Annotated in this window: 20 protein-coding genes; 14 read left to right on the top strand and 6 right to left on the bottom strand. The window is 69.4% G+C overall.

What is annotated here, in order from left to right:
* The first annotated feature begins 62 nt into the window (after positions 1 to 62).
* Genes BLU81_RS23375 through BLU81_RS23365 form a run of 3 tightly spaced genes read left to right on the top strand, consistent with a single transcriptional unit; the run spans position 63 to position 3,177 of the window.
* Positions 63 to 905: a polyphosphate polymerase domain-containing protein gene (locus BLU81_RS23375; protein ID WP_092546622.1), complete on the top strand. Its 843-nt coding sequence runs from the start codon at positions 63 to 65 to the stop codon at positions 903 to 905.
* Between the two features lie 5 nt (positions 906 to 910).
* On the top strand, positions 911 to 1,588 hold the full coding sequence (locus BLU81_RS23370; RefSeq protein ID WP_092546621.1) for a DUF4956 domain-containing protein: 678 nt from the start codon (positions 911 to 913) through the stop codon (positions 1,586 to 1,588).
* Positions 1,588 to 3,177 (top strand): CotH kinase family protein, encoded by a 1,590-nt coding sequence (locus BLU81_RS23365; protein WP_092546620.1) that lies wholly within the window; start codon positions 1,588 to 1,590, stop codon positions 3,175 to 3,177. The genes BLU81_RS23370 and BLU81_RS23365 overlap by 1 nt, the downstream gene beginning before the upstream one ends.
* 52 nt (positions 3,178 to 3,229) lie before the next feature.
* Here the strand turns inward: BLU81_RS23365 and BLU81_RS23360 are convergent, their stop codons facing one another.
* Positions 3,230 to 4,003, bottom strand: a complete 774-nt coding sequence (locus tag BLU81_RS23360; RefSeq protein WP_092546619.1) for a DUF4832 domain-containing protein — start codon at positions 4,001 to 4,003, stop codon at positions 3,230 to 3,232.
* Positions 4,004 to 4,061: 58 nt separating this feature from the next.
* Positions 4,062 to 6,569: an HAD-IC family P-type ATPase gene (locus BLU81_RS23355; protein WP_092557527.1), complete on the bottom strand. Its 2,508-nt coding sequence runs from the start codon at positions 6,567 to 6,569 to the stop codon at positions 4,062 to 4,064.
* A gap of 224 nt (positions 6,570 to 6,793) precedes the next feature.
* Between BLU81_RS23355 and BLU81_RS23350 the strand changes: the two genes are divergently transcribed.
* Both BLU81_RS23350 and BLU81_RS23345 read left to right on the top strand, forming a co-directional pair.
* A complete protein-coding gene (locus BLU81_RS23350) occupies positions 6,794 to 7,774 on the top strand; it encodes a glycosyltransferase family 2 protein (RefSeq protein WP_092546618.1) in 981 nt (326 codons plus the stop codon).
* Entirely contained in the window at positions 7,764 to 8,903 is a 1,140-nt protein-coding gene (locus tag BLU81_RS23345; protein WP_092546617.1) for a glycosyltransferase, read from the top strand. The genes BLU81_RS23350 and BLU81_RS23345 overlap by 11 nt, the downstream gene beginning before the upstream one ends.
* 79 nt (positions 8,904 to 8,982) lie before the next feature.
* Here BLU81_RS23345 and BLU81_RS23340 read toward each other — a convergent pair whose 3' ends face one another.
* Positions 8,983 to 10,335: a serine/threonine-protein kinase gene (locus BLU81_RS23340; RefSeq protein ID WP_092546616.1), complete on the bottom strand. Its 1,353-nt coding sequence runs from the start codon at positions 10,333 to 10,335 to the stop codon at positions 8,983 to 8,985.
* Positions 10,336 to 10,489: 154 nt separating this feature from the next.
* Here BLU81_RS23340 and BLU81_RS23335 point away from each other — a divergent pair, with 154 nt between their 5' ends.
* Positions 10,490 to 11,710 carry an RNA-guided endonuclease InsQ/TnpB family protein gene (locus tag BLU81_RS23335; RefSeq protein WP_092546615.1) on the top strand — a complete coding sequence of 407 codons (1,221 nt, stop codon included), beginning with the start codon at positions 10,490 to 10,492 and terminating at the stop codon, positions 11,708 to 11,710.
* 40 nt (positions 11,711 to 11,750) lie between these two features.
* Here the strand turns inward: BLU81_RS23335 and BLU81_RS23330 are convergent, their stop codons facing one another.
* The 3 genes from BLU81_RS23330 to BLU81_RS23320 form a co-directional block, all read right to left on the bottom strand.
* Positions 11,751 to 13,403: an IS1182 family transposase gene (locus BLU81_RS23330; RefSeq protein WP_092540493.1), complete on the bottom strand. Its 1,653-nt coding sequence runs from the start codon at positions 13,401 to 13,403 to the stop codon at positions 11,751 to 11,753.
* Positions 13,404 to 13,501: 98 nt separating this feature from the next.
* Positions 13,502 to 14,317, bottom strand: a complete 816-nt coding sequence (locus BLU81_RS23325; protein WP_092557525.1) for a hypothetical protein — start codon at positions 14,315 to 14,317, stop codon at positions 13,502 to 13,504.
* A gap of 61 nt (positions 14,318 to 14,378) precedes the next feature.
* Complete coding sequence (locus BLU81_RS23320; RefSeq protein WP_157751759.1) at positions 14,379 to 15,197, bottom strand: SGNH/GDSL hydrolase family protein; 819 nt, start codon at positions 15,195 to 15,197, stop codon at positions 14,379 to 14,381.
* Between the two features lie 75 nt (positions 15,198 to 15,272).
* On the opposite strand from BLU81_RS23320, the gene BLU81_RS48540 reads away from it, so the two are divergent.
* From BLU81_RS48540 to BLU81_RS23285, 8 genes are all read left to right on the top strand, one after another.
* Positions 15,273 to 15,602: a SelT/SelW/SelH family protein gene (locus tag BLU81_RS48540; protein ID WP_157751758.1), complete on the top strand. Its 330-nt coding sequence runs from the start codon at positions 15,273 to 15,275 to the stop codon at positions 15,600 to 15,602.
* 47 nt (positions 15,603 to 15,649) lie between these two features.
* Complete coding sequence (locus BLU81_RS23315) at positions 15,650 to 16,678, top strand: calcium:proton antiporter (protein WP_092557523.1); 1,029 nt, start codon at positions 15,650 to 15,652, stop codon at positions 16,676 to 16,678.
* A gap of 81 nt (positions 16,679 to 16,759) precedes the next feature.
* Positions 16,760 to 17,731, top strand: a complete 972-nt coding sequence (locus tag BLU81_RS23310) for a permease (RefSeq protein WP_231954724.1) — start codon at positions 16,760 to 16,762, stop codon at positions 17,729 to 17,731.
* Positions 17,728 to 18,435, top strand: a complete 708-nt coding sequence (locus BLU81_RS23305) for a TIGR03943 family putative permease subunit (protein WP_092546612.1) — start codon at positions 17,728 to 17,730, stop codon at positions 18,433 to 18,435. Before BLU81_RS23310 ends, BLU81_RS23305 begins: the two co-directional genes overlap by 4 nt.
* The gene (locus BLU81_RS23300; RefSeq protein WP_092546611.1) at positions 18,432 to 19,475 is read left to right on the top strand and encodes a hypothetical protein; all 1,044 of its coding nucleotides are present in this window, start codon (positions 18,432 to 18,434) and stop codon (positions 19,473 to 19,475) included. The genes BLU81_RS23305 and BLU81_RS23300 overlap by 4 nt, the downstream gene beginning before the upstream one ends.
* Positions 19,476 to 19,528: 53 nt before the next feature.
* Positions 19,529 to 20,956, top strand: a complete 1,428-nt coding sequence (locus BLU81_RS23295; protein ID WP_092546610.1) for a type III PLP-dependent enzyme domain-containing protein — start codon at positions 19,529 to 19,531, stop codon at positions 20,954 to 20,956.
* A complete protein-coding gene (locus tag BLU81_RS23290) occupies positions 20,953 to 22,260 on the top strand; it encodes a pyridoxal-phosphate dependent enzyme (RefSeq protein ID WP_092546609.1) in 1,308 nt (435 codons plus the stop codon). Before BLU81_RS23295 ends, BLU81_RS23290 begins: the two co-directional genes overlap by 4 nt.
* On the top strand, positions 22,260 to 23,426 hold the full coding sequence (locus tag BLU81_RS23285) for an aminotransferase class V-fold PLP-dependent enzyme (protein WP_092546608.1): 1,167 nt from the start codon (positions 22,260 to 22,262) through the stop codon (positions 23,424 to 23,426). Before BLU81_RS23290 ends, BLU81_RS23285 begins: the two co-directional genes overlap by 1 nt.
* Positions 23,427 to 23,487: the final 61 nt, after the last annotated feature.

The following is a 23,487-nucleotide window of genomic DNA, read 5'->3' as shown; positions in this document are numbered from 1 at the left end:
TCTCACGTGATTCACAGGATTCATCGAGCTTCCCTTGTTTCTGGTAACCGTAGATATGGGGCATGAGACTGCCTTTCCGACGGGAACCCGCGGCGCCCGAACACGTCAGCGACGACCGATCCGGGCACTCCCTGCGCGCACCCAGCAAGCTGCACTCGTTCAACCGGTACGAGATCAAGTACCTGGTGCCGAGCGATCAGATCCCGGAACTGCGGGCCGAGATCGTCGGCCGGATGGACTCCGACAGCTATGGAGCCGGTGGCGGGTACGGGGTGTGGAGTACCTACTACGACACCCGTGACCTGCGGTTCTACTGGGAGAAGATCGAGGGGCTGAAGTTCCGGCGCAAACTGCGGGTCCGGCACTACGGAGACCGTACGAACGTCGGCGACGACACCGAGGTCCACGTCGAGATCAAGCAGCGGGTCAACCGGGTCACCCAGAAACGGCGGGTGGCGCTGCCGTATCACCTGGCCCGGGAGCTGTGTGACGGCCGCCGGATGGTCGACCACGACCCGTCCCAGGAGGCCTTCCTCGAGGAGGTCCTGGAGTTGATCTCGCTGCTCGACCTGCGGCCGGTCGCGATGACCGGTTACCAGCGGGAGGCGTTCGTCGGGCGGGAGTCCGACGTGGGCCTGCGGGTCACCTTCGACCACCGGATCCGGGGCCGGGACCGGGACTTCGACTTCGCCGCCGACGCGGAGAACCGGCTGATCGTGCCGGCCCGGTTGTCGGTGGTCGAGTTCAAGGCCAACGAGCGGGTGCCGTACTGGCTCACCGATCTGGCCGCCCGCCTGAACATGTCGGTCGTGCGGGTCTCCAAGTACTGCCAGAGCGTCGAGGCCTTCGGAAAGGCGCCGCGCTCGCTCTTCCACATCCCTGATTACGAGACTGCCGAGGTCTGATCCAGATGCCCTTCGAAGTACAGGACCTGTCCGGCACGTTCAGTGTCGGTGACATCGCCATCGCGCTGTCGCTGTCGTTCGTGCTCAGCGCGTTCATCGCCTGGGTCTACCGGTTCACCCACCGCAACGTGTCGTACTCCCAGTCGTACGTGCAGACGCTTGTCATCCTCGGCATGCTGATCGCGCTGATCATGCTGGTGGTGGGTTCCAACATCGCCCGGGCGTTCGCTCTGGTCGGCGCGTTGTCGGTGGTCCGGTTCCGGAACGCGATCAAGGAGACCCGCGATGTCGGGTTCATCTTCCTGGTGATGGGCGTCGGCATGGCCGCCGGCACCCGCTTCTACACCCTGGCCATCGTCGCCGCCGTCACGATCAGCCTGATCATCCTGGTGATGTTCCGGTTCAACTGGTTCGCCGCCAACGTGCAGCGTCAGGTGGTCAAGGTGCAGGTCCCGCCGGACGGTAACTACACCGAACACATCCAGGACGTGCTGGTCAGTCTGACCAGTGAGTTCGAACTGGTCAGCATCGAGTCGATCCGCGGTGGGGCCCTCACCGAGCTGATGTACACGGTCCGGCTCAAGAAGGGCACCGAACCCAGTGAGCTGATCGCCAGACTCGGTGAGCGTACCGGCGGGCAGCGGGTCACGGTCCTGACCGGGTACGACCAGACGGATCTCTAGTGAAGCGCCGGTTGATCCACCGGATCCCGGTCCGGGTCCGGCACTACTGGAAGCTGCTCGCCACCTGCGCGGCCACGCTGCTCGCGTTCGCGGTGGTGTTCAGCACGGTGCGGGTCGCACCGCTGGTCACCAGTGCCAGCGACGAGAACGGTGACAAGGTGACGGTGGACATCGCCGGCACCACCGACCTGTTCGACGCGGCCCGGGCGCACAGCATCAAGCTCACCTTCCGGGACGAGAACTACCAGGAGTTGCTGGACTCGTTCTGGGACGAGGGCGAGAAGGAGTACCTGGAGGCCGACCTGACGCTGGACGGGACGACCATTCCGAGTGTCGGGATCCGGCTCAAGGGCAACTCCACCCTGCAGAGCCTGACCCGCAACGGCGAGTCCCGCCAGACCGGGCGCAGCGGCGGCGCCGGAATGCGCGGCGGCGGTATGCCGGGCGGGGGCTTCCCCGGGGGTGGCCAGCAAGGCGCTCCGCAAGGCGAGCAGGGCGCCCCGCAAGGTCAGCAAGGGGGATTCCCCGGTGGGGGAATGATGGGCGGTGGCGGGCGCACCGAGCTCAAGACCGAGGAACCCGAGAACCTGCCCTGGCTGATCCGCTTCGACGAGTTCGTCGAAGGCCGCCGCTACCAGGGCCACCGGGAGGTCTCGGTCCGGGTCGGCGGCATGGGCGGCGGCGCGACGGTACTCAACGAGGCCGTCTCGCTCGACGTGCTGGCCGCGGCTGGGGAACCGGCCCAGAAGTACTCCTACACCAGCTTCACCGTCAACGACCGCCCCACCACCGCCCGGCTGATCGTCGAACACCCGGACGAGAACTTCGCCGACGACCTCGGCGCCAACGGTGTGCTCTACAAGAGCCTGTCGACCAGTCAGTTCACCGACCAGGGCGACGACCAGACCGAGTACGCCGACGACTTCAAGCAGATCAACAAGAAGGGCAGTCAGGATCTGCAGCCGGTCATCGACCTGATCAGATGGGTGAACACGGCCACCGACACCGAGTTCGCCGAGCACCTGGGCGATCACGTCGACGTCGAGTCGTTCGCGCGGTACGTGGCCACCCAGAACCTGCTGGTCAACTTCGACGACATGGCCGGGCCGGGCAAGAACTACTACCTCTGGTACGACCTGACGACCAAGAAGTTCTCGGTGGTCGGCTGGGACTACAACCTGACCCTGTCCGGTTCCGCCACTCAGGATCCGACCCAGTCGGTGAGCATGGGCGGCGGCGGAATGCGCGGCGGCGGCCAGCAGGGTGGCGGCGATTTCCAGCCGCCGGAGGGGATGGAGGCGCCGCAGGGCGGTGGTGGCCGGGGCGGTTTCATGAGCGGTCACAAGCTCAAGGAGCGTTTCCTGGCCAGTAGCGCCTACCAGGACGTCTACCAGCAGCAGTACAAGGCGTTGTACAACAAGATCTACGGCAACGCCGCCGCTCTCAACCGGATCACCGAGATCACGAAGGTGATCGGTACCGTCGACGGCTCGAACGCGGAGACCACCGCGACCGACGCGGAGAACCTGACCACGCTGATCCGGGAGCGGACGCAGTTCCTGGCCACCAGTGAATTCCTGACCGAGTAACGGGAATGCCCGGCCGGCTGCCAAGACCCCCCAAGGCAGCCGGCCGGGCTGGTCAGCGGGCCACCGTCAGGGTGGCGCCGAGTGAGTTGCGGCCGGTGGTGGCGTCCCACACGCCGGTGCTGGCGAGCCGGATCGCATACGCGGGCACGGCCGTCAGCCGGGAAGCCGGGTCCGGCAGGCTGAGCGCGAGCCGGTAGGAACCGGCGGCCGTCTCGGCGCTCGCGTCCGCCCAGCCGGACCGGTCGGAGACGTCGCAGGTCTCACCACCGACCAGCCCCGGAGCCTTGGCCAGCCACGCGCGGTCGTCGGCGGCGAGGTAGGTGCCGTAGTCGTCGGTCCCGGCCAGGAAACAGTCGTCGTGCACCCCGACCCGGGTGTTGCCGGGCGCCAGCCGGCGGGCGATCTGCGGGGTGCGCACCTGCACCGGAACCGTCGCCGGAACGGCCGCCAGCAGCGCGGTCAGCACCCGCTTGCGGTCGGCCCAGTCGGTGCGGACGGCGGCGAGATCGGCCCGGATCAGCGCCAGATCGGCAGCCGAGATGGTGTCGACGGCCCGGTATTTCTCCAGGTAGAAGATCCGGAAGACCAGACTGTGCCCCGCGGACTCGCGATCGGCGGCGAGCGCGGCGGCGTCCAGCGGCACCCAGCCGGAACCGTCGGCGAGCAGATGCGTCTCGGTGTAGGTGAAGAAGCCGCGTCCCGGGTTGGCGAACACCGAACCGTCCACCGCGTAGGCACGGGTGACCGTCGCCGGAGCCGCCAGAGCGGGGGTGGCACCGGTCAGGGTCAGCACGAGCGCGGCGGCGCCGGCCAGTAGACAACGCATGGGCGGACAGTCGGCGCCCGGACCCGCGACCTGAGGATTATCGCGGTGTCTCCAAACCCTACCGCGGTGCTTCCAAGCCGAGCAGCCGGTCGAACAGGCGGAACCGGAAGACCACGGTGAGGGTCAGGTACCAGAGGATCAGCGCCGGCAGGACCACCAGGAACACCGGCTTGGACGGGCCCATCAGCCCGAAGTACTCCCACAGCACCGGCACGCACAGGACCAGGCTGAACACGCCCATCAGGCACAGCACCAGCCGGGCCGGCCGCCGGTCACTGGTCGGGCGGGTCCAGGCCGCGAACATCTTCGAGTACGGCAGCAGGAAACTGATCAGCAGGAACGACGCGAAACAGAAGAACGTCGACAGGCCGGTCTGCGCCAGGATCGTGGCGGCCGCCTCGGTGAAGTCGGCGGAACCGACCCCGTAGGTCATGCCGGTGGACCGTTCGAACTCGTGCACGATCCGTTCCGGGGTGCGCCCGGAGCTGAACCCGTGCTGGATCATCGAATACAGCGTCGTGTAGATCGCGGTGCCGAAACTGGCCGTCACCACCGCCGCCGGCACCACGAACCGGACCAGGTTGCGCAGCAGGTACGGGTCGGGCCGGGTCGGTTTGGCCCAGAACGTGAGGAACACCGTGGGGATGCCGACGGTGAACATGGTCAGCCCGACCTGGGTCGGCGAGTACGGGAACGACAGCCCCAGCATCGTCACCGACAGGATGACCAGTCCCTGGCTGGCGACCCGGGCCAGGAAGACGTAGAGCGACACCCCGATCCCGTTGATGATCCGGCGGCCCTCCTGCTGGGCCGGGGGCAGCGCCGCGAAGTTGTCGTCGACCAGCACGATGTCGGCCACGTCCCGGGTCACCGCGCTGCCGCTGCGCATCGCCACCCCGACATGCGCCTGTTTCAGGGCGCGGGCGTCGTTCACCCCGTCACCGATCATCGCCACGTACCGGCCCTGCCGCCGTAACGACCGCACGATCCGTTCCTTGTGCTCCGGCGCGACCCGGCCGAACACGCTGGTCCGGGCGACGATCCGGTCCAGCGCCGGATCCTCCAGGCCGTCCAGGTCAGCGCCGGCGACCGGTTCGGCACGGCTGATGCCGGCCCGGGCGGCGATCGCGGCGACCGTCCGCGGGTCGTCGCCGGACAGCACCTTGATCTGCACTCCCTCGGCGTGGAACCGGGCCACCGTCTCGATCACGTCGTCGCGCAGTTCGTCGGCGAGCACCGCGAGGGCCACCGGCTCCAGCATCGGCAGCTCCGGGCGTCCCGCCTCGTCCCGCAGCCCCGCCTCCGGATCCACGGCACGAGCCACCAGCAGGACCCGCAACCCCTTTCCGGTACGGGCGGCGACGGCACCGTCCGGAGCCGGTCCCCGCAACCGTCCGGCGAGCGCGTCCGGTGCCCCCAGCACCCAGGTACCGGTTGCGGTCACCATTCCCGACCAGCGCAGGGACGACGAGAACGGCACCTCGTCGCGTACCCGCCAGACCGGCCCGGTCAGCTCCCCGGCGATCGCCAGGGCCGTCAGGTTCGGGGTCGCCGCGTGATGGGCGAGCCCGCCGAGCGCCTCGGCCGCGGTGGCGTGGTCGTGCCCGTCCAGCGGCACGATCTCGTCGAGGGTGAGCTGCCCGGTGGTCAGCGTGCCGGTCTTGTCGGTGCAGACCACGTCCACGTTGCTGACCGACTCGACCGCGTTGACCTGCTGCACCAGCGCCCCGTTGCGGGCGATCCGGACCGCCCCGGCGGTGTAGGCCAGGGCGATCAGGAAGAACAGCCCGTACGGTACGAGCCCGGACAGCACCGCGGTGATCTGCACGACCCGCAGCACACTGAAGCCCTCCAGGATCGCCTGGGCCACGATCGCACCGCTCATCAGCACGGTCAGCGCCATCACCAGGCGCACGATGAACTCGATGCTGCGCTGCAGCGGCGTCCGGTCGGTGGTCGACAGCCGCGCCTCGGCGGTCAGCCGCCCGGCGTAACTGTGCACGCCCACGTCGCGGGCCAGTTGAAGCCCGTCCCCGGCCACGCAGAGACTGCCCGAGCGCAGGTCGTCGCCGGGCTGCTTGACCACCGGATCGGACTCGCCGGTCAGCAGCGACTCGTCGGCCTCCAGCCGGCCGCCGTCCAGCAGCGGCCCGTCCACCACGATCTGGTCACCGGGCCGCACCCGCAGCACGTCACCGCGGACCACCTGATCGGGGGCGAGCTCCACCTCCCGGCCGTCGCGCAGCACCAGCACCCCGGTCCGGTCCAGCAACTGCAGACGGTTCAGTTTGCGTTTGGCCCGGATCTCCTGGGCCGCGCTGATCACCGCGTTGATCAAACCCAGACCCACACTGACCAGGGCGTCGCTGTAGCGCTGCAAGGTCAGCAGGGCCGCGCCGATCACGAACAGGATCAGGTTGAAGAACGAGAAGACGTTGGTCCGCAGGATCTCCGCGTAGGAGCGGCCACCGCCTTGCACTGCGGTGTTCCCCTCACCCCGGCGGTGCCGTGCCTGTGCCTCGGCCGTGGTCAGGCCCTCCGCCGGCGCGAGCGTCACCTGTTCCATCTCGATCACGCTACAAGGCCCGTGATCCGCCCCGGCGCCATCCGAACAAGGCCGTCATCCGGTCGGCCACCGTTTGTTCGGATTGCGTGCGCCTTCCGTCACCATGTTGCTCGTCTGGGCGGCGTCCGGCATTAACTCCCCGGCCGTCCGGCCTGCTTAGCGTCGAATCGATCACGCCCAGCCGCGCCACCGACGGTGGCAGCCCTGCGTAAGCGAGTCGACTCATGTCAGCTGCACCGGACGTCAGCGTCGTCATCCCGACCTGCGACCGACCGGAACTCGCGGTCCGCGCGGCCGGGAGCGCCCTCGCCCAGACCCACCGCGACCTCGAGGTGATCGTCGTCGTGGACGGGCCGGACGAGGTCACCACCGATGCCCTCGGCGCGATCGGCGACCCCCGGCTGCGCGTGGTGGTCCTGCCGGAGCGCCGCAAGGCCCCACACGCCCGCAACGTCGGTGCACTGGAGGCTCGCGGCCGGTTCACCGCCCTGCTCGACGACGACGACGAGTGGCTGCCGACCAAGATCGAGGTGCAGCTCCGGCTGGCCGCCGGATCGGACGCCGAGTTCCCGGTCGTCGCCACCCGGCTGATCAACCGCACCCCCCGCGCCGACTCGGTGATGCCGCGCCGGCTGCCCGCACCCGGCGAACCGCTCAGTGAGTACTTCACCGTGCGCCGCGGCCTCTTCTACGGCGACGGCTTCATCCAGACGTCCACCATCATGGCCCCGACCGAACTGCTGCGCCGGGTGCCGTTCACCGTCGGCCTGCGCCGTCAGCAGGAACTCGACTGGGCCCTGCGGGCGATCCGGGAGGACGGCGTGGAACTGCTCTACGCCGAAGAACCGCTGGTGCTCTGGCACCAGGACGAGGACCGGGAACGGATCAGCCTGCAGAACCCGTACGAGGACCAGCTCGCCTGGCTCCGCGACAGCCGCGCCCTGTTCACCGAACGCGCCTACGCCGCCTTCACCCTCAGTGTCCTCAGCTCGATGGCCGCCCCGTCCCGGCAGGGCCGCCACTTCCGGGAACTGCTGGCCGAAGCTCGTACGCACGGCCGCCCCGGCGCCCTCGACTACCTCACCCACCTGCAGATCTGGGCCCTGCCGCCGGCTCTGCGTGCCCGGGTCCGGGACCTGCTCGTCGGCCGCCGCTCCACGCCCGCCGCCACCGCCAGCACCCCCGAGCCGGTCGATGTCGCCTGACACCACGATCGGGCAGCGCCGGGTCGCGATCTGGCGCAGCGCCCTGCTGCTCGGTTCGGAGACGTTCATCCGGGCTCAGGGTGACGCCCTGGACCGCTGGACCCCGACCTACGTCGGGGCGACCCGGATCGACTCGGCCCTGGCCCGGCCGGACGACGTGATCACCTATCCGGACGCCGGCCGCGAGTTCCTGCGCCTGCGGCTGTCCGGGGCCAGCCCCCGGCTGCGGTCGGTGCTCGCCGGGGTGCGGCCCGACCTGGTGCACGCCCACTTCGGTGGCGACGGCTGGCTGGTCAGCCGGACCGCCCGGCAGCTGGGTGTGCCGCTGATCGTCACCGTGCACGGGCACGACGTGACCCGCCAGCCGCAGAGCCCCGGCCTGCACGGTGTGCGCTACCGCCGCAACCTGCGCACGGTGTTCGACCGGGCCGCCCTGATCGTCGCGGTCTCCGAGGTGATCCGGGAACGCGCCGTGGCCTGGGGCGCCGACCCGGCGAAGGTGCGGGTGCACCACACCGGCGTCCCGGTGCCGGACCTCGTCCCGATGGCACCGAAACGCTGGGATGTCGTGTTCGTCGGCCGGTTCGTCGCCAAGAAAGGCGTCGACGACCTGCTCACCGCCCTCGCCGAGCTGGACTCGCCACGGCCCCGCGCCCTGCTCATCGGCGACGGCCCCCTACTGCCGTGGATGCGGGAACGCGCCGAACACCTCGGCGTGGACGCCACCTTCGTCGGCGGGCAGCCACCCGAATCGGTGCAACGACACCTCGCCGAATCGCGGATGCTGGCCTGCCCGTCGAAGACCGCCCCCGACGGCGACACCGAAGGACTGCCCACCACCCTGCTGGAAGCCGGCGCGCTCGGCCTGCCGGTGGTGGCCACCCGGCACAGCGGCATCCCGGAAGCCGTCCTCGACGGACGGACCGGCCTGCTCACCCCCGAAGGGGACCCCGCAGCCCTGGCCGCCTCGATCGCCCGGCTGCTCGGGGACGCCGGTCTGCGCCACCGCCTCGGCACCGCGGCCCGCGCGCACGTGGCCGAGAACTTCGACCTGAACAGTCAGACCCGGCGGCTGGAAGACCTCTACGACGAGGTCACCGCCGACGAGCCGGCGGTCACGCGCCCCTGAAAGGCAGGCGAGTGCCTTTCAGCGTGGTGACTCGAGGTTCGATTCGCACCCCGGGTCACCACGCAGATCCGGACCGTCGCTAGCGGCGGATCCGGCGGACCGCCGCGCGGGCCAGGCGTTTTCCGGTGCGGGCGCTGTCCAGTACCGCCTTCGCGGCCTTGCCGGGGACGGTCCCCTTCAGCACGCCGATGATGCGGTCGGCACGGGCCAGCTCCGACCGCAGCGACGCGGTGCGGGATTCGTACCAGGCCAATTGGCTCGTGAGATCGGCGACCTGGACCGCCAGACGATCGTGCGCGGCACGGACCTCGCGCAACGTCTCCGGAGCGGTGACCGGCAGCGCCGTGACAGTGGTGCCCGCCATCACGGCCAGCAACTCGGCGGTCTCGTCGCCCCGGCCCTCGTCCCGTAGCGCGGCGGCCAGCCGGTGCAGCACCGGATCGCCGGCCGGCCCGGCCAGCGGATGCAGCCGCCCCGCGGCGTCCACGATGATCGCGTCAGCGGGAACACCCGCCGCGTCGCCGGACTGCCAGGCGGTCAGCAGCGCCCGCATCGCCGGCCGGTCCCCGGACCGGGCCGCCGCCAGCAGAACGTCGTGCAGACAACGGCCTGCCACCGCCGGTTCGGCGGGCAGGATCTCCGGCAACGGCGGCGTCTGATCGCCGGGACGAGCGGCCACCACCAGCCACGACGGAGCCAGCGCGGCGGCCAGATCGTGCCGCAGCAGATCGGCGGCGAGCGGGCGCGGATCGGCCAGCAGCGGCCCGCCCGGCAGACCGGCCCGGCGCAGCACCGACGTCAGAAGACCATGCCGGTCCGGGTCGGCGAGAGCGGTCCGGCTCAGCAGGACGGTGGGGGAGAGCGGATCCGGGTACGCGGCATAGTCCCGCGACACGGTGAGGCCGGACTCGCGCAGCCGGTCACACAGCGCGCCGAGCCCTGCCGGCCGGGTGGCGTCACCGGCGGTCACCACCCAGTCCGCGTCACCGGCTGCCGCGGCCGGGCCGTAGAGCCGGTGCAGCCCGAGCGGATTGACGTGCCCGAGCAGCAGCCGCCCGCCCGGCCGCAGCATCGCCAGGAGATGGGCGAGACCGTCCGACCAGGCCAGGTCGGCGTCCTCGGTGGAGACGGTGCGGTCCAGGCCGTCGAGAGCGACGACCGTGTCGTACGCCGGAACCGCCGCCAGTTTCGTCAGGCTGCCGCAGCACACCCGCACCCCCGGCAGCTCCGCGAAGGACTCCGCGTCCGGCACTCCCCGCACCAGCACGGTGACCCGCCGGGACCCGATCGCGGCGACCAGCTCCGGATCGTGCGGCCCGACGACCAGGGTGTCCCCAGTTACCGAGTGCAGCAGTTCGCGCAGCACGTCACCGCGTACCGGCGAGGAATCGGACCAGTGCGGCATCTCGCCGCCGAGCAGAAGCGCGGTCACCAGATTTCTCCGAAGGATGTTCCGGCCTTCAGGCCGGGGAGGAATTCGGACTCCGTCAGGGGCGGCCCGGCGGAGCCGGGACGGTCTGAGGACGTAGTCCGGAAGCAGGATGCCGGAGCTTTACTCATGTCGTCTTTCGGGTAAGTTTTCGTACATGCGTACGGCGTACAAGTGTCGGGTGTACCCGGACCCCGAACAGGCTGCGGTGTTCAACCGCAGCCTGTTCGGGTATGTGCGCCTGGTCTGGAACAAGGCCCTCGCCGACCGGCACGCCGCGTTCTTCCAGCGCGGTGAGCGGACCTCGTACAAGCAGGCCGACGCCGCCCTGACCGCCTGGAAGCGGACCGGCGAACTGGCGTTCCTGTCCGAGGTGTCCAGCGTGCCGTTGCAGCAGACGCTGCGGCACCAGCACACCGCGTTCGGCAACTTCTTCGCCAAACGCGCCCGCTACCCCCGCTTCAAATCCCGCGACGGCAAGCAGTTGGCGCACTACACCCGGTCGGCGTTCCGGATCAAGGACGGCCAGGTGTTCATGGCCAAGACCGCCGGGCCGTTGCGGCTGGCGTGGTCCTGGCCGGGGGTGGACCTGGCCACCCTGGACCCGACCATGGTGATCATCTCCCGCGACACGGACGGCCGCTGGTATGCCACCCTGGCCGTCGACACCGACCAGCCCGCCCCCTTCAACCCGGCCGGGCATGAGATCGGTATCGACCTCGGGATCAAAGACTTCGCCGTGACCTCCGACGGCGACCGAATCGCCAACCCTCGGCACCTGGAACGTAAGACCTGCAACCTGGCCCGGTATCAGCGCCGTCTCGCCCGCGCGAAGAAGGGTTCCGCGAACCGGCGTAAAGCAAAGACGAAGGTCGCGGTCGCGCACCGTAAGGTCCGTGACGCCCGCCGAGACTTCCTGCACAAGACCAGCACCGCCCTGATCCGGTCCGCCGACACGATCGTGATCGAAGACCTGGCCGTGGCGAACATGGTCCGCAACCGGAAGCTGTCCCGGGTCATCTCCGACGCCGGGTGGGCCGAGTTCCGGTTCCAGCTCGCATACAAGTCCGCCCGCTACGGCAGGCATCTGATCGTCATCGACCGCTGGTACCCGTCCAGCAAGACCTGCTCTACGTGCGGGCATCTGCTGCCCAAACTCGACCTCTCGACCCGGGCGTGGACGTGCCCGGCCTGCCGCACCCGACACGATCGGGACATCAACGCGGCCAAGAACATCCTTGCGGCTGGACGAGCCGTAGCCGGGGAACAACCCGGTGATGCCTGCGGAGCTGATGTCAGACAGCAAGGGTTCGCCCTTCTGCAATCGGCTGTGAAACAGGAAGCCTCCGGGGCGACCCAGAGAATCCCCGTCCTTTAGGACCCCGTTGGGGAACGGCCAAAACGGTATGTAACGACCTTCAGCCAGCGAGGTCGAGGTCGAGTTGGGTGAGGTGGCTGGTTCTGGTTCGGCCGAGTGGTGTTCCGGTGAGCCAGGCGTCGATGCGGACGATGTTGGCTGCGGTAGCGGCGAGGAGGTGACCGAGGTGGGTCTTGTCCGCACCGGTGTATCGGGTGCTCCGGATTCCGGTGTGCCGGACGACCTGGGAGATCGTGGCCTCGACTCCGGCGCGGATGTGGTAGCGCTGCTGCCACGCCTCGGTGACCTGTTCACCACGTCTGGCCTCCAAGACTTCCTGCTGAGCTGCGGGAAGCAGGGTGAGGCTGCGACCCCATTTACTGTTGACGCTGGCAGTGGTGCACTCGGCCCGGACCGGGCAACCCGTGCAGTCACCGGCGGCGAAGTGCACTCGTGCCAGTTCGGTGCCGCTGCTCTTGCGCTGGGCCGACCAGCTGATACTGGTCTTGCCCTGCGGGCAGGTCACGGCCTTGGACTGCCAGTCGATGCGGAAGGCGCTCTGCGGGAAACGTTCGCCCTGGTGGGTATCCAGTCCTACCGGACCGAGCAGATCGATACCGTGTTCGTCGCGAGCGGTCACGATGTGCGCGGCGGTGACGTAACCGGCGTCGACCACATGTTCGCCCGGCACTCGTTGCCGGCAGGCCATGTTCTGATGGATGGTCCCGGTTGTCTCGGTGTCGGTGACTGTGGCATCGGTGGTCAGCACACCAGTGATGATCCGCGGCAGGTCCGCCTCGCAGGTCTCGCTGAAATGCACCTTGTAACCGGACCAGCCCAGACCCCGTTTGAGGCCGTAGCGGGCGTCGATGTCGTACGGCGAGGCCAGCCGGTTTCTACTGGGCGGGAGGTCTTTGCCCTCCCGCCAGTGCACCTCCTCACCAGCACGCTGGTACTGCTGCTCCCACACCTGGCCGAGGACCTGGACCGCCGGGATCTCCCGCAACCATGCCGGCGCACCGGGTGCAGCGACCGCGTCCAGGATCAGATAGCCGTCCCGCCCTACCTGCTCAGCCCACCGCATGCGCACGTCGTCGCCCTTGGGGAAGCGGTACGAGTCGATCCGGGCACCGTATCGCCCGGCCCAGTCGGCATCGATGCGTGGGGCGAGCCACTGTGGAGCGGTCTTGGCCAGGACTTCGAGGGCCGCCCGCAGGGTTTCCCCGACGAACTCCATCCGGTTCAACGTGCGCACCGCTGCCAGCACATGGGTGGAGTCGGTGCGTTGCCGGCCACCGGCGCGCAGCAGTCCCAGCCGCGAGCAGTGGTCCAGGATCACCTCCAGGACCTTCTCCTCCAGCCCATGTTTGATCAGCCGGGCCCGGAAATCGCCAAGGATCGTGTAGTCGAAACCGGGATCATCGAGTTCCAGACCGAGCAGGTACTTCCAGTCCATCCTGGCCCGGACCTGGTCAGCGGCCTGCCTGTCGCTGAGCCCTTCCGCGTACTGCAGCACCGACACCAGCGCCAACACCCCCGGCGAGGCCGCCGGACGGCCCACCGCCGGGAACGCCAGTGCGAACGCCGAATCGCCAAAGACCGGCCCGAGCGCGTCTCGGATCCGCACCGCGAGAGTGCCCTTCGGGAACGACGCCCGCACCACCCGCGCGGTCAACTCCGGCACCCCACGGTCATCCCACGCTTCCAGCGACACCCTGAACCCTTTCCACCCGGCAAACCCGACAATCATGCCAACAAGCGGATTCAGATGGTTTGGCCGTTCCCCAACGGGGTCCTTTAGGGCGGGGGAAGTCAAAGGACTTCCCAGTTCAGCAGGTGACGGAGTTCAGCGGGGGAGAGCAGCCGGTCCGCGCCGAGTTCCTCGACGGTCACGGCCCGGGCGGTGTCCAGATCGACCTCGGCGCCGTGCATCGACGCCCACTGCCGGGTGATCCGGGACCGGCCGCCGAACAGGTCACGTTCCCCGTCGAGTTGCATCGGATCGCCGTAGACGGCCGGTTCACAGCCGGCCAGCACCCCGTAGAAGACGGCACTGCACAGCCGGTTCGACGCCACCCGCCGGTGCTTGCGCTGCTCGGCGAGCTGACGGTCGAGGAAACCCGGGTCGAGGTCCTTCCACCAGCCGCCCCGGTAACCGTGGCAGATCACCCGGAAACCGGCCTGCTCGTAACGGCGGCGCACCCGCGGGGTCCGGTACTCCTGCCAGTACAGGCACACCGTCACCGGCCCGGTCTCGGTCGCCCGGATCTCGTCGATCAACCGATCGTGGTCGCCTTGGACGTGCTGCCCCTCCCAGCCGTGGAAGGGGTAGTAGAGAGTGCCCGCACGCTGCTGATCCACCGCCGGCGGCGAGAGCGCGACCAGGTACGCCCACGGCGAACCGGTCACGTGCAGCTGCCGCCGCCCCATCGACCAGGCCCGCCGCCGGGTCCGCTCACTCCACAGGAACGACGGGACCCCCGGAACGAACTCGTGATCCGGGGCCATCCCGTCGCCGATGTTCCAGCCGTGCTGCAGATAGCCCCGCAACAGCGGCAGCTCCGACTCGTACCCGCAGTAACGGGCCAGCACATGGGAATGCCCGTAGTAGTGGTTGGCGTGGTGCACGGCCCATCCCACCCCGGCCAGGAGAACACCCGGTGAGCGCGGGGTGGCGGGCCGGGGAGGATCAGACGGCGGCGACCAGAGCCTTCAGGTACGCCTGGTAACCGTCGGCGTTCGGGTGGAACGACTCGGAGAGGTCGTCGCCGACCGCGTGGATCCACGGCTCCTCGGTGCACGCCTCGTGGCCCTTGAACGCCTCCCGCACGTCGACGAAGGTGAACTCCGCCGCCTCGGCCCGGCCCTTGATCAGCTCGACCAGGGAGTCGGCGCCCTCGTTCAGCGCCTTGCGGCGGGCGTCGGTGAGCTGCTCGCAGGAGACGCCGGACTTGCCGGGCGCGGCCACCAGATGCGGGTAACCCAGCACGTACACCTTCGCGTTCGGGGCCTTCGTGCGGATCGCCGTGTACAGGTCGTCGAGCGCGGCCGGCAGTTTGCCCTGCGCGGCGGTGACCCCCTTCTCGACCGAGGTCTGGCAACCGGCGTCGTCACCGAACAGGCACTGCTGCAGCGACGTGGTCCAGCCCGCGTCGTTGCCGCCGACGGTCAGGGTCACCACACCGGTGGTGTCGGAGAGCGCGTTGAGCTGCTCGTACCGCACGTCGTTGATCACCGCGCCGCTGCACGCCACGTCGGTGACCTTGGCGAACGGCGTGGTCTGCTCCTTCACGAACAGCTGCGGGTAGCCGCCGTCCTTACTCTGCTTGCAGTTCGCGTCCGTGCCGTAGTTCCCGGCGCCCAGACCGGCCGCGTACGAGTCACCGAGCGCCACGAAGTCGGTGGCCGTCACGGTCTTCTCCACGGCCTCGTCCGTGCCGCCGCCGCACCCGCCGGCGGTCAGGGCCACCACGGCGAACAGAGCGGCTGTGGTCTGGCGTGCCTTCACGGTGACTCCTTCGAGATACTGCCGAATTCCCGTGAGATCATGCCCGATCCCGGCCGTCCGGCATACTTTCCGACCATGACGCAGCCGCGGGAACCCCGTCTGGAGATCGAGTACTGCACGCAGTGCCGCTGGTTGCTGCGGGCGGCCTGGACCGCGCAGGAACTGCTCACCACGTTCACCACCGACCTGGGTGAGGTGGCTCTGGTGCCCGGCGTCGGCGGGGTGTTCGAGGTGCGGCTCGGCGACCAGACCCTGTGGTCGCGCAAGGCCGAAGGCGGTTTCCCCGAACTGGCGCATCTCAAGCGCCTGGTCCGGGACCGGATCGCGCCGGGACGTTCGCTGGGCCACAGTGATGGGCACAAGTCCGGCGAGTCCGCTCCGGGGCTGGCAGAGTCGGACGGGTGACCTCCCGCTGGACTCTGTACATCCCTCTGGTGGCTCTGGCCGCCCTGATGGCGACGTTCGGCCGCGACCTCTCCACCCCGGTGGTGATAGTGGTGTCGTTGCTGTTGGCCGGCGCGGTGCTGGCCGCCGTCCACCACGCCGAGGTGGTGGCGCACCGGGTCGGTGAACCGTACGGTTCGCTGATCCTGGCCGTCGCGGTCACCGTGATCGAGGTGGCCCTGATCGTCACTCTGATGGTCAGTGGCGGGGAGAAGGCCCAGTCCCTGGCCCGGGACACCGTCTTCGCCGCCGTCATGATCACCTGCAACGGCATCCTCGGCATCAGCCTGCTGGTCGGCGCGCTACGCCGGCGCTACGCCGTCTTCAACCCGGAAGGCACCGGCGGCGCCTTCGCCACGGTCACCGCGATCGCCACGCTCAGCCTGGTGCTGCCGACGTTCACCAAGAGCAGCCCGGGACCGCAGTTCACCCCGGCCCAACTGGCCTTCGCGGCGGTCGTCTCGCTCGGTCTCTACCTGCTGTTCGTGGCGGTGCAGACGAAACGGCACCGGGACTACTTCATGCCGATCACCACCGCCGGCGAGGTGATCGACGGCGAGGACCACCTGGAACCGCCGTCGTCCAAGACCGCCCTGACCAGCCTCGGGCTGCTGTTCGTCGCGCTGGTCGCGGTGGTCGGCCTGGCCAAGGGGGTGTCCCCGACGATCGAGTCGGCGGTCGCCGGGGCCGGGCTGCCGCAGGCCGTGGTCGGTGTGGTGATCGCTCTGCTGGTGCTGCTGCCGGAGACCATCGCGGCGGTGCGCGCGGCCGCCCGGGACCGGATCCAGACCAGCCTCAACCTGGCGCTCGGCTCGGCGATGGCCAGCATCGGCCTGACCATCCCGGCGATCGCGGTGGCGATGATCTGGCTGGAGGGCCCGCTGCTGCTGGGTCTGGGCGGCACCGAGATGGTGCTGCTGGCCCTGACCGTGGCGGTCGGCACGCTGACCGTGGTGCCGGGCCGGGCCAACATCCTGCAGGGCGGCCTGCACCTGAGCCTGCTGGCGGTCTTCCTGTTCCTGGCCGGAAGTCCGTGACGGCGACTGGTCTGGCGGCGGTGGCGGCCGGCCGGAAGTCCGTGACGTCCCTGATCGACTGCACCGGGTAAATTGCTCCGCGTGACGGACACGCTGAAAACGAGAACCAGGTCCGTCGAGGTCGAGGTGCTCGCCGTCCTCCTGGTGCTCCTGGTGATCTTCCGGGAGCCGCTGGCCGGGCTGGTCGAGGGCGAGCGCCTGCAGACCTGGACCACGGTGTTCGTCTCGGTGCTGGTGCAGGCTGTGCCGTTCCTGGTCTTCGGGGTGCTGCTGTCGGCGGTGATCGCGGTGTTCGTACCGCGCTCGTTCTGGGCGAAAGCCCTGCCCAAGCATCCGGTGCTGGCGGTTCCGGCGGCCAGTGTCGCCGGGGTGGTCCTGCCGGGCTGCGAGTGCGGTGCGGTGCCGATCGCCGGTTCGCTGATCCGCCGGGGCGTGACCCCGGCGGCGGCGCTGGCGTTCCTGCTGGCCGCGCCCGCGATCAACCCGATCGTGCTGGTCGCGACGGCGGTGGCCTTCCCGGACAACCCGGAGATGGTGGTCGCTCGCGGGCTGGCCAGCCTGGTGGTGGCGGTGCTGATGGGCTGGCTGTGGCTGCGGCTCGGCAAGACCGAGTGGATCAGACTACCGCACCGGCCGGACCTGGACGGCGCGTCGAAGGGGCGGGCGTTCTGGTCGGCGGCCCGGCACGACGTGGTGCACGCGGGCGGATTCCTGGTGGTGGGGGCGGCGGCCGCCGCGACGATCAACGTGATCGTGCCGGAGGCGTGGCTGCAGACCCTGGCCGCGCAGCCGGTGCTGTCGGTGCTGGCGCTCGCGGTTCTCGCCGTACTCCTCTCGATCTGTAGTGAGGCGGACGCCTTCGTCGCCGCGTCGCTGTCCCAGTTCTCGCTGACGTCGCGTCTGGTCTTCCTGGTGGTGGGCCCGATGGTCGACCTCAAACTGATCTCGATGCAGGCGGGCGTTTTCGGTCGTGGGTTCGCGACGAGGTTCGCCCCGGCGACCTTCGTGCTGGCGATTCTGGTAGCCGTCGGCGCCGGGGCGGTGCTGCTGTGAACCGGCAGGCCCAGGCGGTGATCCTGTTCCTCTTCGGCGGTGCGGTCCTCAAGGCGTCGATCGGTGACCTCTACCTGCGGTATGTCAAGGAGGGGTTGCGGCCGTTCCTGATCGCGGCGGGTCTGGCGCTGGTCGCGGCGGCTTTCATGACGCTGTGGTACGAGTACCGGAAGTCCGCGGATGAGCATGATGACGATCACGGCCACGCTCATCACGAGCCCCGCGTCGGCTGGCTGCTCCTGCTGCCCGTCCTCGGACTGCTGCTGGTGGCCCCGCCGGCTCTCGGCTCCTACACCGCCGGCCAGTCCGGAACGGTGCAGGTCAGTGCCGACTCGGACTACGCCCCGCTTCCCGACGGCGATCCGGCGAAGCTGAGCCTGCTCGACTACGCGTCCCGGGTGATCTACGACGAGGGCCGCACCCTGAACGGCCGCCGTCTCCAGCTGACCGGTTTCGTCACCACCGGCCCGGAGGGCGTGATGCTGGCCCGGATCGTGGTGAGCTGCTGCGCCGCCGACGGCCGTCCGATCAAAGTCGGTCTCACCGGCGGCCCGATTGTCGACGTGCCCGCCGGGACGTGGCTGGCGGTCACCGGTCAACTCTCCGGCAAGCGCGGCAAGGACCCGGTCAACCAGGCCGACATCGCCTATCTCGAGGTCGAACAGTGGCAGCCGGTCTCCGCACCGAAGCAGCAGTACGAATGAGGTCGCGGATCGGGTTGGCGGTGGCCTTGGCCGCGGCGGTCGCCCTGCTCGCGGGCACGGTTCCGTCGTCTCCGGAAAACGCCCTCCAAGCGGGCACCCGGATCACCATCGAGCAGGCGTGGCCGGATGCCGAGCGCGCCGACCTGAGGGACCTGACCGTCGAACCGGTCCACTTCCTGGACGCGACCACCGCGGTCGGCACGGTCACCACCGGTGACCGGGTGAAGCTGCTGATCGAGAAGGACGGGATCTCCCGCGAGCTGCGTGACCTGCCGGCCTCCGGCGATCCGCGCTTCGAGGGCATGACCGCCTCCGGGAAGCAGCTGGTCTGGGCGGAATCGGTCAACGGGAAGCCGGTCGAGATCTGGACGGTCGGCACCGACGGTGCGAAGCCACGCCTGCTGACCGCCGACACCGGCAACACCCTGTTCTACGGCAACCAGCACGACCTGGTGCTGGCCGACGGGCGGGTGCATTGGACGGCCGGTGAGGGCGACGCCACCACCCAGGTCCGGTCGGTGGCGCTGACCGGCGGCGCGGTGACCGTCCGGGAGGAGAAGGGCCAGTGGGCGATGTCGGCGTGGCCGTGGCTCACCGACGACACCGGCGGACAGGCCGGCAAGGTCCGGATGCGGAACCTGACCACCGGCGACCTGGTCGAGGTGCCGTTCTCCGGCGCCGAGTGGGGCATGTGCGAGCCGGTCTGGTGCCGGGTGAGCGTGATGACCGGTGAGGGCACCGCCCGGATCGACCTGATGCACCCGGACGGTTCGCAGCGCCGCCGGGTGGCCGGTACCGAGACCCAGGCCGCGGTGAACGACGTGGCGGTGCTGGACCGTTTCGAGGTCCTGTCGATACCCGGCCCGAACTCCGACATCACCGGCACCGCGGCGCTGCTGGTGCACGATCTGGAGACCGGCCGGGACGTGCCGCTGGCGGTCGCGGCCGATCTGGCCGCCACCAAGGACGGCATGCTCTGGTGGTCGACCGGCGATCAGGAGATCGCGGTCTGGCACACCCTGGACCTGCGAACTATCTGACTCTCGGTGTTCACTCCTTTGCGGAGGGTGGTGGCGGCGGTTAGTTTGGGGGAGTGCTCCCCCTGACGCCGAGGATCGGGCCGGTCACGCAGTCCCTGCTCGATGAAGGTGACCTGCTGAAACAGTTGGTGAACGGACTCGGTTCACCGGTCAACGTGGTCCTGCCCCAGGCCCTGCACGCCAACGTCGCGGCCTTCCGTGCCGTGCACCGGCGACATCGCCTGGGCGGGCGGGTCCACTTCGCGCACAAGGCCAACCGGTCCGCCGCCCTGTTGCGCGAGTTGGCCGCCACCGACGCGGGGGTCGACGTGGCCTCGCTCGGCGAGTTGCAGCACGCGCTCGGCGCCGGGTTCGCCCCCGGCCGGATCATGGCCACCGGGCCCAAGGATCGCGCCTATCTGTGGCTGGCCGCTCGCGCCGGGGTCACCGTGAACGCGGACTCGGCCGCCGAGCTGGCCGAGCTGGCGGCGCTGGTGGCCGCACACGACCTTCCCCGCGTACGGATAATGGTCCGGTTGTCCGGTTTTGAAACCACCGGGGTCCGGGTGATGAGCCGCCGCAGCCGGTTCGGGGTGCCGTTCGCCGGGTTCGACGCGGTGCTCGACCTGATCCAGAAACACGAGCGGGAACTCGAACTGGCCGGGATCGCCTACCACCTGGACACCATGGCCCTGACCGAGAAAGCGGTCGCCCTCGAAGGCTGCCTGGCGGCTCTGGAGCGCTGCCGGACCCGCGGGCTGCGGCCGTGGACGCTGGACGCCGGCGGCGGGTTCGGCCTCGGTTACCTGGCCGACGAAGGGGAGTGGGAGCGGTACACGTCCGAGCTGGCCCAGGCCGTGCTCGGCAACCGCCCGCCGATGACCTGGAACGGCTACGGCTACGGTCTGCGCGCCGAGTCCGGCACGCTGCGCGGGTCCCTCGCGCTCTATCCGGCGTACCGGAAGGTGTTCGGGGCGGACTATCTGGACGCGCTGCTCGGCACCGGCACGCCGGCGCTCGGGTCGCTGCTGCTGGACCACATGTACGACCTCGACATCGAACCCGGCCGGGCGCTGCTCGACGACTGCGGCCTGGTCGTCGCCCGGGTGCTCGAAGTCCGCGACGACGGTGACGACACCCTGGTCAGGCTGGGGCTGAACGCCCGCGACGTGGGTCTGGAAGAGCACGGTGTGCTGATGGACCCGATACTCATAAGGCGGAATGATTTTCATTTCGGCCCGGTCGGCGTCTATCTTCTAGGGAATCTCTGCCTGGAATCCGACCTGATCACCCGGCGCAAGGTCCACCTGCCGGCCCGGCCCGCACCCGGCGATCTGCTCGCCTTCGTGAACGCGGCCGGTTACTTCATGGACCTGACGGCCACCACGGCCCTCCATCAACCGCTCGGCCGGAAGGTTGCCGCCTTCCGGTCGGGCGGGTCGTGGCAATGGAGCCTCGACGAACAGTATTGGCCCATCCACCCGCCCTCGGAGCCCCCATGAGATTCGACGACATCACCGAGTCCATCGGCAACACCCCGCTGGTGCGCATCGAACCCGCGGTGCACGGCCTGGCCAACATCGACCTCTACGCCAAGCTCGAACTGCTCAACCCGTTCGGCTCGGTCAAGGACCGGGCCGCGTGGAACATGGTCCGCCCCCTGCTGCCCGGCGCCGCCGAACGAGGCGACACGGTCGTGGAACTCTCCAGCGGCAACACCGCGAAAGCCCTCGCCATGATCGCCGGCATGCACGGGCTGAAGTTCCGCAGCGTCACCAACCGGATGCGGGTCCCCGAGATCAAGGACCTGCTGCTCCTGCTCGGCGCCGAGATCGACGAACTGCCCGGCCGGTCCGAATGCCTCGACCCCAGCGACACCGAGGACCCGCTCACCCGGATGTACCAGCGGCTCGACACCGACGGCGGCGGGTACGTCCACACCGACCAGTACTTCAACCCGCTCAACGTGGACGCCCACGTCAACGGCACCGGCGCGGAGATCGTGAAGGATCTGGACGGCAACGCTCCGGACTTCTTCATCGCCTGCGTCGGGACCGCCGGATCATCCACCGGCGTGGCCCGGGCGCTACGCCAGCAGAACCCGGACACCCGGGTGATCGGGCTGGTCGCGGCCAAGAACGACTTCATCCCCGGTATCCGCACCATCGACGAGGTGCACGAGGTCGGCCTCTTCGAACCCAGCGTCTACGACGTCATCGAACCGGTCAGCGCCGACGAGGCGATCGACGGCCTGCTCGCCCTGGTCCGGCGATGCGGGATCCTCGCGGGTCCCACCGGGGGCGGGGCTTTTCAGGGCGCACTTCATTTCCTGCGTACGATCGACGCTTCGCTTCCGTCGCGTAAGTCCGCGGTTTTCATCGTCTGTGACCGGGTGGAGAGCTACCTCAGTTACCTGCGGGATCGGCGTCCCGCTCTGTTCGGTCGCCCACCGCGCCCGAACACCATCGCTTCCCTGGGCGATATCTCGGACTTTCCAGCTGTTTCCGTTCTGGACGCGCCTGCCTTCACCCGCGACGCCCTGGTGATCGACGTCCGGAACCCCTACGCCTACCAGGCTCTGCACATCGACGGCTCGATCAACATCGCCGACGAGGTGTTCGCCGACATGCTCCAGGCCGGGCTGCCGTTCAGCCGTCGCCGTCCGGTGCTGCTGGTCTGCCCGGTCGGCGAGCGCTCGGCCGCCTACGCCGCCCTGCTCACCCGGATGGGCCACCCCGACGCCCGCTCCCTGGACGGCGGCATCATCGCCTGGCGCGACGCCGGCCTCGAACTGGTCCGGGACTGATGATGACCACACTCGACGACCTCGCCATCTGGCAGCGTGCCCTGCGTGACCAGTTCCCGATGATCGAGGCCAACCCGGACGTCGCCTACCTGGACAGCGCCGCCACCTCGCAGAAGCCGCAGTCCGTGCTGGACACCGTGATCACCTACCTGACCACCGGGAACGCCAACGCCTCCCGGGGCACCTACCCGTGGGCCAACCGCACCACCACCCGCATCGACCAGGCCCGCGACCGGCTCAAGAGTTTCCTCGACGACCCGCTGCCGGACCAGTCCACCGTTCAGTTCGTCAGCGGCACCACCGAAGGGCTGCGGGCCGTCGCGCGCGACTGGCTGCTGCCTCAGTTGCGCGACGGCGACGAGATCATGGTGCCGTTCGCCGACCACAACGCCAACACCATGCCCTGGGTGGAGGCGGCGTCCCTGTCCGGCGTCGCGGTGCGGGCCATTCCGTACGACACCGCCTACGACTACGACCACCGCCGTTTCACCGTCACCCCGCGAACCCGGCTGATCGCGCTCACCCACGTGCACCACGTCTACGGCAACGACATGAACGTCCAGCGCCTGCGCGCGGTCGCCCCCGGCGTGCCGATCTGTCTGGACGCCGCGCAGAGCTTCGGCCACATCCCGATCTCGGTCCGCGACCTCGACGTCGACTTCGTGGTCTTCTCCGGCCACAAGGCGATGGCTCTGCCCGGCACCGGCGCCATCTGGGCCCGCAACCAGCGCGGCCCCGCCTACACCCCGGCCGGCTGGCAGGGCTCCCCGAACACCAGCGGCATCATCAGCCTGGCCGCCGCGATGGACTGGCTGGAGAAAGCCGACCTGACCCGGATCGCCGAGTGGAACCAGGCCCTGGGCATCCGCCTGACCGAAGGCCTGGCCAAGATGCCCGCCTACGAGATCCTGGGCTGCCAGCGCAGCCTGACGTCGGACTCGCTGGTCCAGCAACGGCACGGCATCGTGACGTTCCGCCACCACTCGATCGGCTCCAACGACCTGGGCTTCATCCTGGCCGGCGACGGCCTCCTGGTCCGGGCGGACGGCCACTGCCAGGGCGTCCAGGGCGAGAAGACCGCGTCGGTACGGGTGAGCCTGCACGTCTACAACACCCCCGACGAGGTGGACCGCCTGCTGGACGCCCTGTCCCGCCTGGACCATTGAGGTATTCGTCGGAACCGTGACCACCGAGGTCCGCGACTGGTTAGAAACGGTTGTCGTTCCT

This window comes from Actinoplanes derwentensis, assembly GCF_900104725.1.
GTDB lineage: Bacteria > Actinomycetota > Actinomycetes > Mycobacteriales > Micromonosporaceae > Actinoplanes > Actinoplanes derwentensis.
Note: the sequence above shows the minus strand (reverse complement) of the source record. Positions and strands in the feature narration are given on the sequence as shown.

What these genes read in the sequence shown, in the direction of transcription:
- BLU81_RS23375 (WP_092546622.1), top strand. Translation starts at nt 63, where the DNA reads ATGAGACTGCCTTTCCGACGGGAACCCGCGGCGCCCGAACACGTCAGC.
- BLU81_RS23370 (WP_092546621.1), top strand. Translation starts at nt 911, where the DNA reads ATGCCCTTCGAAGTACAGGACCTGTCCGGCACGTTCAGTGTCGGTGAC.
- BLU81_RS23360 (WP_092546619.1), bottom strand. Translation starts at nt 4,003, where the DNA reads ATGCGTTGTCTACTGGCCGGCGCCGCCGCGCTCGTGCTGACCCTGACC.
- BLU81_RS23355 (WP_092557527.1), bottom strand. Translation starts at nt 6,569, where the DNA reads ATGGAACAGGTGACGCTCGCGCCGGCGGAGGGCCTGACCACGGCCGAG.
- BLU81_RS23350 (WP_092546618.1), top strand. Translation starts at nt 6,794, where the DNA reads ATGTCAGCTGCACCGGACGTCAGCGTCGTCATCCCGACCTGCGACCGA.
- BLU81_RS23345 (WP_092546617.1), top strand. Translation starts at nt 7,764, where the DNA reads ATGTCGCCTGACACCACGATCGGGCAGCGCCGGGTCGCGATCTGGCGC.
- BLU81_RS23335 (WP_092546615.1), top strand. Translation starts at nt 10,490, where the DNA reads ATGCGTACGGCGTACAAGTGTCGGGTGTACCCGGACCCCGAACAGGCT.
- BLU81_RS48540 (WP_157751758.1), top strand. Translation starts at nt 15,273, where the DNA reads ATGACGCAGCCGCGGGAACCCCGTCTGGAGATCGAGTACTGCACGCAG.
- BLU81_RS23315 (WP_092557523.1), top strand. Translation starts at nt 15,650, where the DNA reads ATGGCGACGTTCGGCCGCGACCTCTCCACCCCGGTGGTGATAGTGGTG.
- BLU81_RS23300 (WP_092546611.1), top strand. Translation starts at nt 18,432, where the DNA reads ATGAGGTCGCGGATCGGGTTGGCGGTGGCCTTGGCCGCGGCGGTCGCC.
- BLU81_RS23290 (WP_092546609.1), top strand. Translation starts at nt 20,953, where the DNA reads ATGAGATTCGACGACATCACCGAGTCCATCGGCAACACCCCGCTGGTG.
- BLU81_RS23285 (WP_092546608.1), top strand. Translation starts at nt 22,260, where the DNA reads ATGATGACCACACTCGACGACCTCGCCATCTGGCAGCGTGCCCTGCGT.